The organism is Methylosinus sp. H3A (assembly GCF_015709455.1).
Classification (GTDB): Bacteria; Pseudomonadota; Alphaproteobacteria; order Rhizobiales; family Beijerinckiaceae; genus Methylosinus.
In genome coordinates, this window is the sequence record NZ_JADNQW010000005.1 from 2,279,014 (window position 1) to 2,295,985 (window position 16,972).

Annotated in this window: 10 protein-coding genes and 2 pseudogenes; 8 read left to right on the plus strand and 4 right to left on the minus strand. The window is 65.7% G+C overall.

What is annotated here, in order from left to right:
• Window positions 1–336 precede the first annotated feature (336 nt).
• Window positions 337–1,415: pseudogene (locus IY145_RS13725) on the plus strand (IS110 family transposase).
• Between the two features lie 472 nt (window positions 1,416–1,887).
• Here the strand turns inward: IY145_RS13725 and IY145_RS25735 are convergent.
• Window positions 1,888–2,742, minus strand: a complete 855-nt coding sequence (locus IY145_RS25735) for a hypothetical protein (RefSeq protein ID WP_246722021.1) — start codon at window positions 2,740–2,742, stop codon at window positions 1,888–1,890.
• Between the two features lie 213 nt (window positions 2,743–2,955).
• Here IY145_RS25735 and IY145_RS25740 point away from each other — a divergent pair, with 213 nt between their 5' ends.
• Window positions 2,956–4,212 (plus strand): DUF3363 domain-containing protein, encoded by a 1,257-nt coding sequence (locus tag IY145_RS25740; RefSeq protein ID WP_246722305.1) that lies wholly within the window; start codon window positions 2,956–2,958, stop codon window positions 4,210–4,212.
• 132 nt (window positions 4,213–4,344) lie between these two features.
• On the opposite strand, the gene IY145_RS13735 is transcribed toward IY145_RS25740, so the two are convergent.
• On the minus strand, window positions 4,345–4,575 hold the full coding sequence (locus IY145_RS13735) for a helix-turn-helix transcriptional regulator (protein ID WP_196408717.1): 231 nt from the start codon (window positions 4,573–4,575) through the stop codon (window positions 4,345–4,347).
• A 222-nt stretch (window positions 4,576–4,797) separates the two neighbouring features.
• Here IY145_RS13735 and IY145_RS13740 point away from each other — a divergent pair, with 222 nt between their 5' ends.
• A complete protein-coding gene (locus IY145_RS13740; protein WP_196408718.1) occupies window positions 4,798–5,193 on the plus strand; it encodes a hypothetical protein in 396 nt (131 codons plus the stop codon).
• Here the strand turns inward: IY145_RS13740 and IY145_RS13745 are convergent.
• A protein-coding gene (locus IY145_RS13745; protein WP_196408719.1) for an IS5 family transposase occupies window positions 5,183–5,943 on the minus strand; the annotation gives its coding sequence in 2 pieces (ribosomal slippage) (window positions 5,183–5,610 and window positions 5,610–5,943; 762 coding nt in all). The two genes, IY145_RS13740 and IY145_RS13745, sit on opposite strands and share 11 nt — an antisense overlap.
• 66 nt (window positions 5,944–6,009) lie before the next feature.
• Between IY145_RS13745 and IY145_RS13750 the strand changes: the two genes are divergently transcribed.
• From IY145_RS13750 to IY145_RS25745, 5 genes and pseudogenes are all read left to right on the plus strand, one after another.
• Complete coding sequence (locus IY145_RS13750) at window positions 6,010–6,210, plus strand: hypothetical protein (RefSeq protein ID WP_196408720.1); 201 nt, start codon at window positions 6,010–6,012, stop codon at window positions 6,208–6,210.
• Window positions 6,211–6,374: 164 nt separating this feature from the next.
• Window positions 6,375–6,731 carry a type II toxin-antitoxin system RelE/ParE family toxin gene (locus tag IY145_RS13755; protein WP_246722025.1) on the plus strand — a complete coding sequence of 119 codons (357 nt, stop codon included), beginning with the start codon at window positions 6,375–6,377 and terminating at the stop codon, window positions 6,729–6,731.
• A complete protein-coding gene (locus IY145_RS13760; protein ID WP_026598234.1) occupies window positions 6,728–7,024 on the plus strand; it encodes a helix-turn-helix domain-containing protein in 297 nt (98 codons plus the stop codon). Before IY145_RS13755 ends, IY145_RS13760 begins: the two co-directional genes overlap by 4 nt.
• A 150-nt stretch (window positions 7,025–7,174) precedes the next feature.
• Entirely contained in the window at window positions 7,175–7,408 is a 234-nt protein-coding gene (locus tag IY145_RS13765; protein WP_196408721.1) for a hypothetical protein, read from the plus strand.
• Window positions 7,409–7,426: 18 nt separating this feature from the next.
• A pseudogene (locus IY145_RS25745) lies at window positions 7,427–8,518 on the plus strand (recombinase family protein); the annotation flags it as partial.
• A gap of 927 nt (window positions 8,519–9,445) precedes the next feature.
• Here IY145_RS25745 and IY145_RS13775 read toward each other — a convergent pair.
• Window positions 9,446–16,972 (minus strand): non-ribosomal peptide synthetase/type I polyketide synthase, encoded by a 7,527-nt coding sequence (locus IY145_RS13775; RefSeq protein WP_196408722.1) that lies wholly within the window; start codon window positions 16,970–16,972, stop codon window positions 9,446–9,448.

Consider the following 16,972-nt stretch of genomic DNA (forward strand, 5'->3'; position numbering starts at 1 on the left):
GCTACAGCTCTTCGTCGAGTGCGAGCTCCATAGGACGAAAGCCCGGCGAACGTGCGCTTTTTGCAATTCGGCGGCTCCTAGACGGAGATCCGAAATGCATCCGATCTGCGCGTCGGATGCCCACCAGATGACCAGCGTTGCGCATTCCGCCCGTCATCCGACCCGCTTACTCTTCCACGCGTCGTCGGGTGATTTTCGCGCTTATCGGTGTCGTTCACAACGCGCGTGGTGCGCGAGTGGATTTGCGCGGGTTCGGCGAAGTTGATGGCTGTACTCCACGATGACAGCGTAAAATCGGGGTCGGTTGAGCGCCCCAAACGCCGACGGAGGACAGCCATGGAGTATTTTGCCGGATTGGACGTGTCGATGGAAGAGACTTCGATCTGCGTCATCGATCAGGAAGGAAAATTTGTGCTCGAAACCAAGGTCGAAACCGACCCGGACGCGATTTCGCGGCGCTGCGACCCTACGCCGAACGCCTGCGACGCGTTGGCCACGAGGCGGGCTCCTTTTCGCCGCGGCTGCAAGCGGAGCTGCAGCAGCGCGGATTGCCGATGGTGTGCCTCGAGGCCTATCATGCCCGCTCCGCGCTCTCGGCCATGCGCAACAAGACGGATCGCACCGACTCGCAGGGGATCGCCCATATCGTGCGCACCGGCTGGTTCAAGCAAGTCCATTTCAAGAGCGAGGACAGCTACCGGCTGCGGCTCCTGGTGACGCACCGGCGTAACTTGAAGCGCAAGTCTTTCGACATTCAAAACGCCATCCGCCACTCGATCAAGACCTTCGGCCTGAAGCTCGGCGCCGTCAGCCGAGGACAATTCGAAGCGCGCGTGCGCGAGCTCGTCGCGCAGGATTCGCTGATCGCCGGCGTCGTCGATTGCATGCCGCGGGCGCGCGCGGCGCTGTGGCAGGAGTATCTTCGGCTGCACAAGATCGTCGTCGCTGTCGCGAGCAAGGACGACGTCTGCCGGCGCTTCATAGGGATACCTGGCGTCGGGCCGATCAGCGCTCTGCCGTTCAAGACTTCGGTCGACGATCCGCGCCAGTTCCGCCGCTCGAAGACCGTCGGCACCTACCTCAGGCTGACGGCGCGATGGTGGCAGCCGGGAACGTCGATTGACGTTTCCGGCCACATCTCCAAGGCCGGCGACGGCGAGGTCCGACACCCGCTCTATGAGGCGGCGAATATCATGTTGACGCGCTTCAAGGGCTTCAGCAGCCTCAAGGCCTGGGGCTTGAAGATCGCCAAGAAGCGCGGTCACAAGCGCGCTTACGTGGCGGTCGCGCGGAAGCTTTCGGTGATCATGCATGCGATGTGGCGCGACGGTTCGACATTCCGGTTCAAGGCGGTGGAGACGCAGGAGAAGCAGCAAGGCAAGCGCGCGCCGAAGCTCCTCGCCGCCACCGCGTAAGAACGAAAAACGACGCGCCGACGGCGCGCGCACGACGCTTCGAATGTGAGGAATCCGCGCGAGCGGAGAACGGTTCTGATGCAGACCAAGGGCGGCGGGAAGCACGATATCTTGCCTGTGGCGCGCTCGCGCGACCACGCTCTAGTGCTTGTGGTTGATGCCCCGCGATCCCGATGCGGACATGTGCCGCGGCGCTTCATTGACGCCGCAGAGCACGGAGGAGTGCATGGCGCCTCAGAGCTGCGTTCGACGCCGGAGGGTTCCTGACGTGTCGAGGCCGATTGATTACGCCGTCGACCGACAAAGCGCGCCTTTGCGCGCGAGACCACGCTTGCCTACGATTGACCGATGGAGGAAGATATGGGGACGAAAGGCTCGGGACGTCGCCCAATTAGGAGGGCAAGATAAAGCGAACTGACGTTCGCGTCTCGCTGCGCTCGTAAGTGATTGTCTGCACATTTGTTTTTGCAGCCTACAAATGTGCATGTATGGCGCTGCGCGATGTGCGGCGGTTTCCGGTAGAATCGAATTTATTCGTCTTTGCAGCGTGATAGACGCCAGCGCTCGCGAGGTGCGGCGTGGCATGTCCCGCCGCTTCTACGCTACTGCCGGTATTTTTGCGCTGAACTACGATCGGCGCTCGAGGGTCATTGCGCAGACCGATTTCGACGCCGATCGTCTCGGAATGGCGAGCGACGACAGAGACGATTTCCACATTCGACCCGGTCGATCTCGAGCTGGCGGAAGGAGCGTCACTCCGCGCTCGCTGCCCTTCGTCCGGCAGGTCGAGATTGCTGTCCAAAAGGCTGGCGGCGATCCGGGACGCATCGGCCGAGGTCCGGCGGCGGCGGCTGGCGGCCGGAAAGGAGAAGGAAGCGGCCGGTTCAACGCGCGGGGACGAGGCGCGAAGGTGGCGGCGTCGCTGCCGAGAGACGGCGGCGGCTGGCGACGCGACTCCGCTGGACGGTTTCGATCGCGTCGCGTCGTCGTCAAGGCGCGGGTCGTGAAGCTCAACCCGCAACGCGGAACGCGCGGTCCAAAAATGCGCGGCGCCGCGAGCAAGGCCTTCGACGCTCACCTGCGCTATCTCGAACGCGATGGCGTCACTCGCGACGGCGAGAAGGGCCACGCCTATTCTGAGATCGAGAATGAGGCAGACGGCCGCGCCTTTGTCGAGCGCGGACGCGACGATCGTCACCAATTCCGTTTCATCGTCGCGCCGGAGGACGCCAGCGATATGGCCGACCTGCGAGGCTTCACCCGCGACCTCATGCGGCAGGTGGAGAAGGACCTCGACACGAGCCTCGATTGGATCGCCGTCGACCATCACAACACCGGCCATCCTCACACCCACATCATCGTCCGGGGCGTGCTCGACGACGGCCGCATCCTCAATATCGCCGGCGACTATATCGCTCACGGCGTTCGTCACCGGGCAAGCGAACTCGTCACGCTGGAGCTCGGCCATCAGAGCGAGATCGAGCTTCAGACGAAGCTCGCGAACGAAGTTGCGGCGGAGCGGTTGACGCGGCTCGACAAGATGTTGCTCGCCGAGCAGCGCGAACAAGGCGTCATTGATCTCAGGCTCGGGGAAGGCGCCTCCTATCTTGTCCGAGAAAACCGGGCGCTGCTGCTCGGTCGCGCGCGGTGTCTGGAACGCTACGGCCTCGCCACCGAACTCAAGACAGGACGGTGGACCATTTCCGACCGCGCCGAGCCGATGCTGAAAGAATTGGGAGCGCGCAACGAAGCGATCGAGACCATCCGTCGGGCGCTGGCCGGTCACGGTCTGGCGGACGAGCGCGGCGGCGCGCAATATGCTTGCCACGGGGAGACCGGAAAGGAGCAGATCGTCGGCCGGGTGCTGGCCAAAGGCCTGGCCGGCGACGAGATGAGTGAGCGAGTCTATCTCGTCGTCGACGGCGTCGACGGACGAGTCCATCACATGGAGTTCGCCGATCCGATTCGCATCGAGGAGGTCGGCCGAGGCATGATCGTCGAAGCCGCGCCCGCCGTTTCCGGTCCGAGGCCCGCCGACCGCAACATCGCCATCGTCGCGGAGGACGACGGCCTCTACCGGCCGAGCGCTCATCTCGAACGCATTCGCGAGAGCTTCGAGCGGCAGGGCAAGGACCCGGACGCATTCGTCCGCTTCCATGTCCGCCGGCTGGAGGCGCTGCGCCGGGCCGGGCATGTCGAACGCGTCGACGCGGACCATTGGCGCGTTCCGAAGGATATCGTCGAGCGCGGCCAAAGTTATGATTTGGCCCATGGTGGCGACGGACTCCGTGTGCGCACGCTCTCGACCTTCGACCTCGAACGGCAGATCGCCAGCGACGGAGCGACGTGGCTCGACCGCGAACTCGTCACCGACAAGCCGATTCCGTTAGCAGAAGCAGGCTTCGGTCGGGACGTGAAGAATGCGCTCAACCGGCGCGGAGAGCGGTTGGTGGAAATGGGTCTCGCCACGGACGATGGAAAATCCATCTCCATCCTGCGCAGCGCTATCGCCACGCTGGAGCGGCGGGAGGTGGAGCGGGTCGGCCGGCAGATGGCGGCCGAGCGCGGCTTGTCGTATTCGCCGAGCGCGCCGGGGGAATATGTGTCGGGGCGGCTGGCCGGCGTCGCCGATCTGGCCAGCGGGCGCTTCGCGATGATCGAGGATGGCCTCGGCTTCCAGCTCGTGCCCTGGCAGCCCGTTCTCGAAAAGCGCATCGGCCAATATCTCAGCGGTGTCCACCGCGATGGTGGCGGAATCGAGTGGGACCTCGGCCGGAAGCGCGGGCTGGGGCTGTGATGGAGTCGCTCCTTTCCATTTGGAGCCGCAAGCGAGTTCTTGCAAAGCGGTACAGGCGCAGCGACGGCCACTTGAAAGGAATCGTCAGCCTTGCCGTGAGCCGAGGTTGGCCGACCTGCCGCCGCTACCGGCTCATGGCTGTTTTTTCCGTAGCCTCACACCCGGCCCCTCGCCATTCTCCTCGACGAAGATCACGCCCGCCGCTTCGAGGGCCGCGCGGATCGCAGCGACCGTGCGGGGTTTCAGTTCCTCTCCCGCCTCGAGACGAGAAACCGTCGCCGGCGCGACCTGCGCCAGTTCTGCCAGCTCACGCACGCCAATTCCCAGGGCGACGCGCGCCATCTTGCATTGAACAGCTAGCATTTTTAGCACGTCGTTCTATTTTTGGGTTGACGTTATTAGAATTCGGCGCTAAAAAGAGAGCGTCGTGACAAAACCATTACCACGCCATCCGACGCCGGAAAATCAATTTCCGGCGTTCGCCGAGGCTTGCATTTGACCAAAGCTCAGCAGAACTGCCGTTCTGCTGGACGATGAGAGGCCCTCGCTCATGCATATCCCCCTGGCTAATGAGGAACTCGGATCATGGCTGAACCCGAGATTACCACGCGTGCGCCTTCTTTCACCCGAAGGACCCTGTTGGTCGCGAGCGTCGGCGCTGCCGCGCCGGCGTCTTTCGGGGAAATCGCGCCTCTCGACACGTCGCGTATAGAAGCGGCCGACGCGGCGATGTCCATGTGGACACAATGGAGGGCTGCCCAGGACGCCGCCGACGTGCTCTGCCAGAAGCAGCAAAGCTTGGAAACCCAATTGATGCAGTTGATTCGCGAGTCCTGCTCAATCGACAATACTGATTGCGCTGAGGCGGACCGCGCCGCTCAGGAAGAGGATGAGCGCGCCCGCTGGGCGGCCGCCGATTTGGCTGTCGGCTACTCCGAAGCGAAAAAAGAGGAGGAGCTAGGCTCAGGACTCATTGATTGAGATAGAAGGCGACAGCGGCGGCGATGCATATGGCGGAGAAGAAGGCGTGCGCGCATCGATCGTAACGGGTGGCGATGCGCCGCCAGTCTTTGAGCTTGGCGAAGAGGTTCTCGATCTTATGACGTTGCCGGTAGAGCGCCTTGTCGTAATCGAGAGGCTTCTTACGGCTCTTTGTCGGCGGAATGCAGGGCTCGGTCCCGCGTTCCGCGAGCGCTCGCCGAAACCAGTCGCTGTCGTAGCCGCGATCTGCGATCAGGGCCGAGGACGGCGGCAGCGCGTCGAGCATCAGCCTCGCGCCTTTGTGATCGCTCATCTGCCCTTCGGTCAGCATCATGACAAGCGGCTTGCCGGCGCCGTCGCAAACGACGTGGAGCATGGAGTTCAGCCCGCCTTTCGTGCGGCCGATACAGCGGGAAAGAGCCCCTTTTTTAGGAGGCTCGCCGCCGTCCGATGCGCTTTCAGATGAGTGGAGTCGATCATGATCCGCTCCGGCTTCGGCCCTTCTCCCGCGAGCGCGGCGAAGATACGATCGAAGACGCCGAGCCGGCTCCAACGGATGAAGCGATTGTAGAGCGTCTTGGGCGGCCCATACTCCTTCGGGGCGTCCTTCCATTGCAGGCCATTCTTGATGACGTAGACGATCCCGCTGACCACGCGGCGGTCGTCCACCCGCGGCACGCCGTGCGCCAAGGGAAAGTGAGGGGAAATTCGCGCCATCTCCGCTTCGCTCAGCAAAAACAAATCACCCATCAAAGCCTCCATTTCGGAGACCTTGAATCACGCCTCACTCCAAATTAATAGGTCCTGAGCCTAGCCGTGGATATAGCGAAAGAACTCGCCGATGCGCTGGCGGCCACGCCGGCGTCTTCCGTCGAAGGCGTGGCCGCCAAGCTCCACGCCGTGCTCCGCGAGGGTGAATGGTGCGAGAACTGCCCCGAATTTCCCTGGCCGCAAGTCCGCTCGGCGCTGATCGACTTGATCCGAATCGGTCGCCTCGACTCGTTTCCCGAGTTTTGAAGTGGCTGGCGCCGAAGATGTTATCGCACAATTTCGAGCTGCGCTTCCTCGGCCCGAAATTGTGGTGAGGCGCTTCTTTGCTCACAAAACGCGGGGAGGGCACATCTGACTCATTGGATCATGTTTCCTGTTGTCTAGACTGACTCATTGGAGTAGTATCTCTCATGGCTCGAACGGCTCCGATCAGCGTCGTCGAAACGCCGGAGTTTCTGTCGGCGACCGGCAAGCTCATGAGCGACGAGGAACGGGCGCTTCTGGTGGATTATCTCGCCTACAATCCGACGGCCGGCGATCTGATCCCCGGAACGGGCGGCGTGCGGAAGCTGCGCTGGGGATTGGAAGGCCGCGGCAAGCGAGGCGGGGCGCGGGTGATCTATTTCCACCACGACGCCGGCATGCCGCTCTTCGCGCTGACCGCTTTCGCCAAGAATGAGCGGGCCGATTTGAGCCAGCAGGACCGCAATGACTTCCAGCAGCTTACGACGCTGCTGGTCGAGGCATTCAAGAGGAGAACGCCATGAGCAAGGTTGCCGACAGCATCCGGCGCGGGCTCGAGGAAGCGGTGACCTATGCCGAGGGCAGGGCGGACGAGAGCGCCTATCGCGTCCATGTGCCGGAGAAGATCGACGTGAAGGCGATCCGCACACGCCTGGACATGACGCAGGAAGAGTTCGCGGGCCGGTTCGGGTTCAGCGTCAACACGCTGCGTCATTGGGAACAAGGCTCGCGACAGCCGGAAGGACCGACCAGAGCCTATCTTCTGGTGATCGAGCGCGCGCCCAAGGCAGTCCAGAAGGCTTTGCGGGCCGTGTGATGCGTGTAGAGTGTTTTGGACAACTACGCCAGAATCGCCGTTCGCGAGTATTTTTGCGCCGCCATACGACGAACGGGTTTTCCATCTTCTCATGCTCGACTTGCCGCTGCTTCATGCCCGTTTGATTTCGGAAAGAAAGCGAGCGACGGCATGGCGGATGACACGGAATCCGAGCCGGGCGACCTCATACCGGCCAACGACAATCGAGGCCCGGACGGTAAACGGGATGAACCGGACCGGGAGACGCGGCGACAGTTGGAGCAGGTGGCGCTGACCATCGCGCGGCTGATCGGACGACGGATCGCACGAGATCAGTTCGCGGCGCTCGGCGCCGCGAACGACAACAGGCCCGAGGACGCACAGAACGCCGAGGACGAGGAATAGAAGGAACGGAGACCGCCCATGACCCGCGTCGCGCTCTATGCCCGCTATTCGTCGGACAACCAGAGCGAAAGCTCGATCGAGGACCAGTTTCGCCTTTGCCAGGAACATGCCGGGCGCGAGCGATGGAAAATCGCGGGCGCCTATCACGACGCCGCCCTCTCGGGTTCGAGCATGATCCTGCGGCCCGGCATCCAGTCGCTGTTGCAGGACGCGCAGCGCGGCCAGTTCGACGTCGTGCTGGGCGAGGCGCTGGACCGGATTTCCCGCGATCAAGCGGATATCGCCACGTTGTTCAAGCATCTGCGCTTCGCGGGCGTCTCCATCGTCACCCTCGCAGAGGGCGAGATTAGCGAGCTTCACGTCGGCCTGAAGGGCACGATGAACGCCCTGTTCCTGAAAGACCTCGCAATGAAGACCCATCGCGGTCTGCGCGGCCGGGTGGAGAAGGGCAAGGCGGGCGGCGGCCTCTGCTACGGCTATCGCGTGGCCAAGAAACTCGACGCCAATGGCGAGCCGATCCGAGGCGATCGTGAGATCATCGCGGAGGAGGCGGATGTCGTCCGGCGCATCTTCCGCGCCTTCGCCGCCGGTAAGAGCCCGAAGGCCATCGCGGTCGAACTGAATAAGGAAGGCGTTCCCGGCCCGTTGGGCCGCGCCTGGGGTGACACGAGCATTCGGGGTCACGTCTCGCGCGGCTCCGGCATCCTCAACAACGAACTCTATGCCGGCGTGCTGGTGTGGAACCGGCAGCGTTTCGTCAAAGACCCGGCCACCGGCAAGCGTGTCTCGCGGCCGAATCCGGAAAATCAGTGGATCAGGACCGAAGTGCCGCATCTCAGGGTCGTGGACGATGCGCTTTGGCAGGCGGCGCGAGATCGGCAGCAGCAAATCTCGGCGATCTTCGGCCCCAACCCTGCGACCACGCGGGAAGGGCGGGCGAAGCGGCTACATCTGGCCAACCGACCTATCTCCCTTCTTTCCGGCCTTCTCACCTGCGGATGTTGTGGCGGCAAGATTGGCATCCTGACTCCCGGCCGCTACGGCTGCCTCAACCATCATCGTCGCGGGACGTGCGACAACAACCGCACCATCCCTCGCGAGAAGATCGAGGGGCGGGTGCTGGTGGGGCTGAAGGACCGCCTTGTGTCCTCCGACGCGGTTGCGGAGGCTGTGCGCGCCTACGCCGAAGAGATGAACCGGCTGAATCATGAACGGCGGGCGCAGGCCGAGGTCGACCGCCGGACGCTTCAGAAGATCGAACAGGGGATAGCCGGCATCATGACGGCGATCGAGGACGGCATGTACCAGCCATCCATGAAGGCGCGGATGGAAGACCTCGAACGGCAGAAGGCGGACATCGTCGCGCGCTTGTCGCAGGCTCCGACCGATATTCCAGACGTGCATCCCAACATCGCCAATGTCTATCGGCTTCGCATCGACCGCTTCATGGAAGCGCTCGACGATACGGACGACGGCAGGCAGGCGGCGGAAGCATTACGCTCGCTCATCGGCGAAATTGTGCTGACGCCCGGAACGAAACGCGGCGAGGTTCACGCCGAGCTACGCGGCGAGTTGTTCGGCATCCTCGACTTCGTAAAAGCCGATGAAAACCAACCGGATATGAAATTCATGCCAGCGGTCGCAGCGAGTCCATGCAACCAATGTCTCACAAAAGGCCAGCCTCTCCGGCGGGCCTTTTGCGTTCCAGGAAATAAAAAATCGCCAAGCAACCCGGCTTCCGTGAGGACGTCGGGCTTCTTTTTGCCCGAAAGCAAACCGAGGCGTCTCCATCGGAGCGTCGCTCTGCGCAACGTCGATGGCGGCCGCTATTTTCTCTTCATCTTTGGTTCCCCGCACTCCGAATTCGGGACGTTCTGTTGCCCGCGCTGGGAGATCGCGACGAATCAACCGCGGGCGATTTGCCGGCCGCCTTGCCTGTGCGTCTCGCTATTCCGGTCCAAATTTGAGCGGCGCCTCCGTTTCGGGCTGATTCGAAGCGCTCGGCGGCGTCCGTCCCGTAAAGCTCGCCCGTCCCGTTCAGCGCGGCGCAAGGGCGAGGATGACGCGCTCCGCCAGCCTTTCGATCGAGAGGCGCTCGAACAGGCTCGTCGCATAGATGAGGCTACCTGTGATCTCGCCTTCGTCCAGAGAGACGGAGAGAGTGAGCGGGCGGCGCACGGCGACTCGATCCGCGGATGCGCGAGAAAGCGTCAGCCCCGAGAATTGCACCTTCTGCGGCGGGGCGTCCTCGATCACGAGAGCGACATCGCCGACGCGCTCGGCGTCCACCCCATGATCCGCGCGCAGCGCCGCCATCACGTCTCGCCAAGGCGCATGCTGATTGGCGAGCGCCGCGAGCGTCGTGTCGCGGATACGCGGCAACAGCTCATCGAAACCGTCGCTCGGACGTTCTATGCGCAATGGCAGCGTGTTCATGAACGGCCCGAGCATGCGATGCGTGGCCGCGTGATGCCGTAGCGAGACCGGAATCGTCAGAGCGAGCGCATCGTCCGCAGCGCGCTCGGCGAGAGCGGATGCGAAAGCCGCCGTCAAAGTCATGGCGAGCGTCGCCCGTTCCTTCGCCGCATGGGCGTCGGCGGCGTCGACCGCCGATTGCGGAAAGTCGAAGCGGAAGACGGCTCCCTCGGGCGCGAGCGCGCCGCCTCCGTGCAGCCGGTCGGCGCGGATCGGCGCCGGCAGGCCGCTCTCGAACAGGCGCCGGAAATATTCCGTCTGGCCGCTGCGCAGCTCCGACGTCAGCCATTGCCGCTCCCAGAGCGCATAATCGGCATAGGAGAGCGTGCGATCGAGCAGCGGGAACAGCTCCATTCCCTCGAGGCCATTGGCGTAGAGCGCCCCGATTTCGCCGAACAGCATGCGAACCGTCGCGCCGTCGGCGAGCGAGCGATGACAGCGCAGCCGCAGCAGCCGTTCATCGTCGGCAAGCCGCTGCAGCGAGATTCGTATCGCGGGACCGCTGTCCGACGCGACAGGCGCCAGAGGGTCGGTCGTCTCCTCGGCTCCGAGCAGCGCCGTCTCCGGCAAAGCGTCGACGATCCGCTGCGTCAATCCGCCGTCGGCTGCGGGCTCGAGGATCGTGCGCAGAATGGCGTGGCGCCGGAACGCGTCTTTTATGCTCTCGATCTGGCGCTCTTCGTCCAGCGGACCGATGATGCGCACGCCGACGTCGATCCATTGGCCCGGCGCGCCGGGCGAAGCCGCTTCGGCCGCATAGGCGTTGAGCTGCGCCATCGAGGCCGGCGCCGAGACGCCAGCGGGCGCCGCGGCGAATTCCGGCAGAGCGACGGTCGCGCCGCGTCTTGCGCCGTCGAGACGCGCGGCGAGCGCGGCGAGAGTCTGATCCTCGAAGACGGCGCCGAGCGGCAGCTCCACGCCGAGGCTCTGATGAATGCGCGCGCGCAATTGCGCCGCAAGCATGGAATGGCCGCCGAGCAGAAAGAAATTATCATTGGCGCCGACGCGCTCGAGCTTCAGCAGATCGCGCCAGATCTCCGCGAGGCTCTCCTCGTCGCCCGGCCGCGGCGCGACATAGGCCGCGTCGGAGGCCGCCATGCGCGGCGGCGGCGGCAACGCGGCGCGATCGAGCTTGCCATTCGCGGTCAACGGCATTTTCTCGAGCGTCACGAAAGCGGCGGGGATCATATTGTCCGGCAAATGACGGCGCAGATGATTGCGCAGCGCCTGCACGCTCGGCGGCGGGCCGTCGAAAGTGAGATAGGCCGCGAGCCGCGCTTCGCCGTCGACGTCATAGGCCGTGACCGCCGCGGCGCGCGTCCGCGGATGGTCGAGCAATGCGCGCTCGATCTCGCCGAGCTCTATGCGCACGCCGCGAATCTTCACCTGCTGGTCGTCGCGGCCGATGAAGGAGAGAAAGCCGTCCTCCTCCAGCCGCACGATGTCGCCGGTCGCATAGAGCCGCTGCACCGTCTCGCCGTCGTCGAAATCGAGGAAGCGCTCGGCGGTCGGCGCCGGATCGCCGAGATAGCGCAGCGCGAGACAGGAGCCGCCTATGTGCAATTGTCCGGCGACGCCGATCGGCGCGATTCGCTTTTGCGCGTCGAGCACGAGCATTCGGACATTGGCGCGCGGACGTCCGATCGGCACGATCGCCAGCGGATCCGCGGGCGTCTGCGCCCCGACCGGATAGAGGCTGACGATGCCCGCGGTCTCGGTCTGCCCATATTGATTCACCCAGCGCAATTTGTCGCCGACGAGCGCGCGCCAATCGCGCGCGAGCGAATAGCGCAGAGGCTCGCTCGCTGTGAGTAGCAGGCGCAGCTCATTGTCGAGCAGAGCCTCGCGCTCGGCCGCGGGCAGGCTCGCCAGCGCGTCGACGAGCTGCCGCAGCACGGAGGGCACGAGATCGATGATCGTCGCCTTGGCGGCCCGGATGCGCGCGAGCAGAGCGAAGGGATCGCGCCGCTCATCGTCGCTGGCGATGACGATGCGCGCGCCGGCGGCCAGCGGCGCCAGCATTTGCCGCATGGAGGAGGAGAAGGCGCTGGACGCCGTATGCAGCCAGGCGTCGGAGGCCGCGACGCCGAGCTCGGCGCCGAGCGTCTGCGCATATTCGGCGACGGCGCCATGCGGAATGACCACGCCTTTCGGCCGGCCCGTGGAGCCCGAGGTGAAGACGATATAGGCCGGGTCTAGAGGTCCGACCATCGTCTCGAGCGGCGCGTCCGATTGGTTTGCGACCTCGGCGTCGAAGGGGGCGGCGACGTCGAGCGCGACATTCGCCTCGGCGAGCATATGCGCGATACGGTCCTGCGGATAGGCTTCGTCGATCGGCACATAGACGGCGCCGGCTTTCATGACGCCGAGCATGCCGACGATCATATCCACCTTGCGCTCTGTTCGCATGGCGACCGCCGCGCCGGGGCCTATTCCCTTGGCCCGCAGCCAGCGCGCGAGGCGTCGCGCGGCCGATTGCGTCTGCGCATAAGTGAGGCGGCGCTCGCCGTCCTCGCAAGCGATCGCATCGGCGCGCGTGGCGGCGACGGATTCGAACAGCTCCGCCACTGTGAGCGGGGAGGGCGGCGGCGACGGCGCCGGGATGCGGCTCGCAGCCAGCTCTTCCGGCGTCAGCAGCGGCAGCGCGGAGAGGCGCCGCGACGGATCGGCGAGAATACCGTCGATCGCTGAGAGAAAATGCCGCAGCAGCCGCTCGATGCGCGGCGCGTCGAAGAGATCGGTCGAATATTCGACATGGCCGGCCATCGCAGCGTCGTCGAAGATGGTGAAGGTGAGATCGCGCTTGGCCGTCTGCGTGTCGATCTCCTGCACGTCGATCTCGAGGCCCGGCAGCGCCGGCGGCAGCAGCCCCGCCTGCAGCAGCAATTGCACGCGATAGAGCGGATTGCGCGATCCGTCGCGCTCGCGCTCGACGGCGTTGACCACATGATCGAAGGGCGCGTCCTGATGCGCCATCGCGCTTTGCGTGCGCGCGCCGAGGCGAGCGATCAGCTCATGCATGTCGGGATCGCCGTCGAGGACGACGCGCACCGGCAGAGCATTGACGAAAAGGCCGATCAATCCTTCGATCTCGAGCCGGCCGCGATTGGCGCTCATCGCGCCGACGATGAATTCGTCCTGGCCGCTGTGGCGTTGCAGCACGGCGGCGAGCGCGGCGAGCAGCGGCGCGAACAAGGTCACGCCTTGCGTTTGCGCCAGCGCGCGCAGCGCCTTTGCGCGTTCGGCGCCGAGCGAAAAGCGGAGACGTCGGCCGCGAAAGCTCGGCGTGCGCGGAGCCGGTCGATCGGTCGGCAACGCCAGCGGCGCGACGCCGGAAAGCTCCGCCTTCCAAAAGGCGAGCAGCTCGTCGAGCGTCTCGTCCGCGAGCCATTCGCGCTGCCAGGCGGCGTAATCGGCGTAGTGAATCGGCAATTCGGGAAGCGGCCAGGGCTCGCCTGTCGTGAATGCGCGATAGACGGCCGAGAGCTCGCGCAGCAGCACGGCGAAAGACCAGCCGTCGGTGACGATGTGATGCATCGTCGCCAGCAGAATGTGATGCGTCTCGTCGAAGCGTAGCAGGCGCGCGCGAAACAACGGCGCTTGTGCGAGATCGAAAGGCGCGCCGGCCTCGCGCCGGGCCCATTCGGCGGCCTCCTCCTCGTCGCGCACGGGCTCGACAGGCAAGGGAAGCTGCAGCGAGGCGACCACATGCGGCTGCGCGACGCCGCGCTCGCTGCGGAACGACGTGCGCAGCGATTCATGCCGCGCGACGATGGCGTCGAGGCTGCGCTGCATCACCGCGGCGTCGAGCGCGCCGCGAATGCGCACCGCGGCGGCGACATTATAGGCGCTGGAGCCAGGCGCCAGCTCGTGCAGAAACCACAACGCCTCCTGATTGAACGAGAGCGGCAGAGGCGAACGATCGCGCGGCCGGCGCGTCATCGGCGGCTGGCGTTTGGCCGCTGCGCCGCGCTGCTCTCCCCACCAATCGATGAGGCGCGTCGCGAGAGTGGAGACATCGGGGCTCTCGATGAAGAGCGCGACCGGAATGGCCGCGCCGAGCGCCGCCTGCAAGCGGCTGCGCAGCTCCATCGCGGTCAGCGAATCCATTCCGAGCGCGGCGAAGGCCGCATGCGGATCGATTTCGGCGGCGCTCATATGCAACGCATGGCCGATCTCGGCCTTCAGACGCTCGACGACGAGGCCGAGCCGCTCCTCCTGCGGCGCATCGGCGAGCCAGGAGTCGGGCGCGGGAGCGTCGGCGAGGGGAGCGTCGGCGGCAAGAGCGAGAGGGGCGTCGGAGGCGAGCGCGGCCGCGCGCTCTGCGCCGGACCCCGCGAAAGAATGGGCGTCGCGGCGCGCGGCCTCGAACCAGAAGCGCTTGCGTTGGAACGGATATTTGGGAAGATCGATTTTGCTGCGGCTCCATGGCGCGTCGACGGCTCTGAAGTCGATGCGCGCGCCGGCGGCGTAGAGCTGGCCGAGCGCCTCCTCGATCTGCCGAGCGTCGGAGGAATCCCGGCGCAGCGAGGCCACCGCCAGCGGCGTCGGCCGACCCTCCGGCCAAGCGCGCAGCGCCATGGCCGCGAGCACCGGCTGCGGGCCGACCTCGAGCAACACGCGGCAGCCCAATTCCGCGAGCGTCTGCGCGCTCTGCGCGAAGCGGACCGGCTCGCGCGAATGGCGCCGCCAATATTGCGCGTCGAGCGGATTGGTCGGAAGCGGCTTGCCCGTCCGATTGCAGATGAGCGTGCGCGTCGGCGCTTCGAAGGGCGTCTCACCGGCGAAGGCCTCGAAGGCGTCGAGCGCCGGCTCCAGCAGCTCGGAATGGAAGGCGTGCGAGGTCTCGAGCTCTTCCGTGCGGCGCCCTTCGCCGCGAAACATCTCCGCCAGCGCGCGCACATCCTGCTGCGGACCGCTGACGACGATATGCGCGCCATTATAGGCGGCGATCGAGACATGCGGGAAAGCGGCGAGCCGCGCCTCGATAAGGTCGGCCTCGGCGAAGATCGCAGCCATCAGGCCGCCCGTCGGCAAGGCGCCGAATAATCTCCCGCGCTCGGCGAGCAGACGCGCGCCCTGCTCGAGCGTGAAGACCCCGGCCACACAGGCCGCGGCATATTGGCCGACGCTGTGGCCCAGAACCACATCCGGCGTGACGCCCCAGCTGCGCCACAGCTGCGCGAGACCCATTTCGAGCGCAAACAGCGCCGGCTGCGCGTAAGAGGTGTGATTGATCGCGCCGTCCTCGGCGAACATGACCTCCAGCAGCGGGCGGGGAAGTATATCCGCGATCGCCGCGGCGCATCGATCCAGCGTCTCCTTGAAGAGCGGCTGCGTCTCATAGAGCTCGCGGCCCATGCCGGAATATTGGCCGCCCTGGCCGGTGAAGAGCCAGGCCGTCTTCGGCGGATCGGCCGCAAAGCCTGTGTAGACTCCCGCAGAGGCGCGCTCTTCCGCGAACGCCTCCAGCAAACGCGCGGCCGCGGCGCCGTCCTGCGCGACGATCGCCGCCCTATGCTCGAGATGCGAGCGCCCAACGCCCGCCGAATAGCAGACATCGGCGAGAGCGCTCGCCGAGGGCAGCGTCTCGACGCGCTGAATATAGGATCGCGCCAGCGCCTTCAGCGCCGGAACGCTTCGCGCCGACAAGGGCAGCATATGCCAAGGGCGCTCGGCCCGAGGCGCAGCCGCCTCAGGCGCGATCTCGGGGCGCGGCGGCGCCTCCTCGAGGATCACATGGGCGTTGGTGCCCGAGAAGCCGAAAGAGCTGACGCCGGCGCGCCGCTTGCGCTCGGCGCGCGGCCAGGGACGCGCCTGCGAAACGACCTTCAGCGGCAATTGCTTCCATGGGATATGCGGCGAGGGCGTGCGGAAATGCAGATGCTCGGGCAGCAGCTCGTTCTCCAGCGACTGCGTGACCTTGATGACGCCGGCGACGCCCGCCGCCGCTTCGAGATGGCCGATATTCGTCTTCACCGAGCCGATGAGCAGCGGCCGGTCGGGCGCGCGCCCCGGGCCGAGCGCGGCGGCGGCGGCTTGCGCCTCGATCGGATCGCCGAGCGATGTGCCGGTGCCATGCGCCTCGAGATAATCGACATCGGCGGGCGCGAGCCCGGCCTGATCCAGCGCCGCGCGGATGACGCGCTGCTGCGCGCGGCCGCTCGGCACGGTGAGGCCGCCCGAGGCGCCGTCCTGATTGACCGCCCCTCCGCGCAGCACGGCCCGCACGCGGTCGCCGTCACGCAGCGCGTCGGAGAGTCGCTTCAGCACGATGACGCCGCAGCCTTCGCCGCGCACATAGCCATCGGCGGCGGCGTCGAATGTCTTGCATTTGCCGTCCGGCGCCAGCATGCGCGCGCGCGACATGCTGATCATCAGAGCCGGCGTGAGGATCGCGTTCACGCCGCCGGCGAGCGCGAGATCGCATTCGCGCAAGCGCAGCGCCTGGCAGGCCTGATGGATCGCCACCAGCGAGGAGCTGCAGGCCGTGTCGACCGTCACCGCCGGTCCCTCGAGGCCGAGACGATAGCTGATGCGTCCGGCGCCGGCCGCGGGAGACGTTCCCGTTGCATAGTATGCGTCGATGGTCTCGAGCGTCGTATTGTTGACGAGCAGGCCGAGATATTCATGCGTGCTGACGCCCACCCAGACGCCGGCGCGCGCGCCCTCCAGCTCCGAGGCGGCGACGCCGGCGTGCTCGAGCGCGCGCCAGCTCGTCTCCAGCAGCAGACGGTGCTGCGGGTCCATGCAGGACGCCTCACGCGGGGCGACGCCGAAGAAATGCGCGTCGAAATCGTCGATGCTGTCCAATAGGCCGGCGCGCCGCGTCAGCGATTTTCCCGGCGCGTCCGGATCGGCGTCATAGACCGCCTCGGCGTCCCAACGGGAGAGCGGCGCCTCGCCGACGCCCTCGCGGCTCTCCCGCAGCATCTCCCAAAACGCTTCCGCGTCCGCCCCGCCCGGAAAGCGCGCCTCATAGCCGATGATCGCGATCGGCTCGCGGGTCGCGCCCTCGAGCTCGGCCACCCGGCGGCGGAGCGTCTCCAGAGCGACGATCGCCTTTTTCTTGAATTCGAGCTCGCTCAT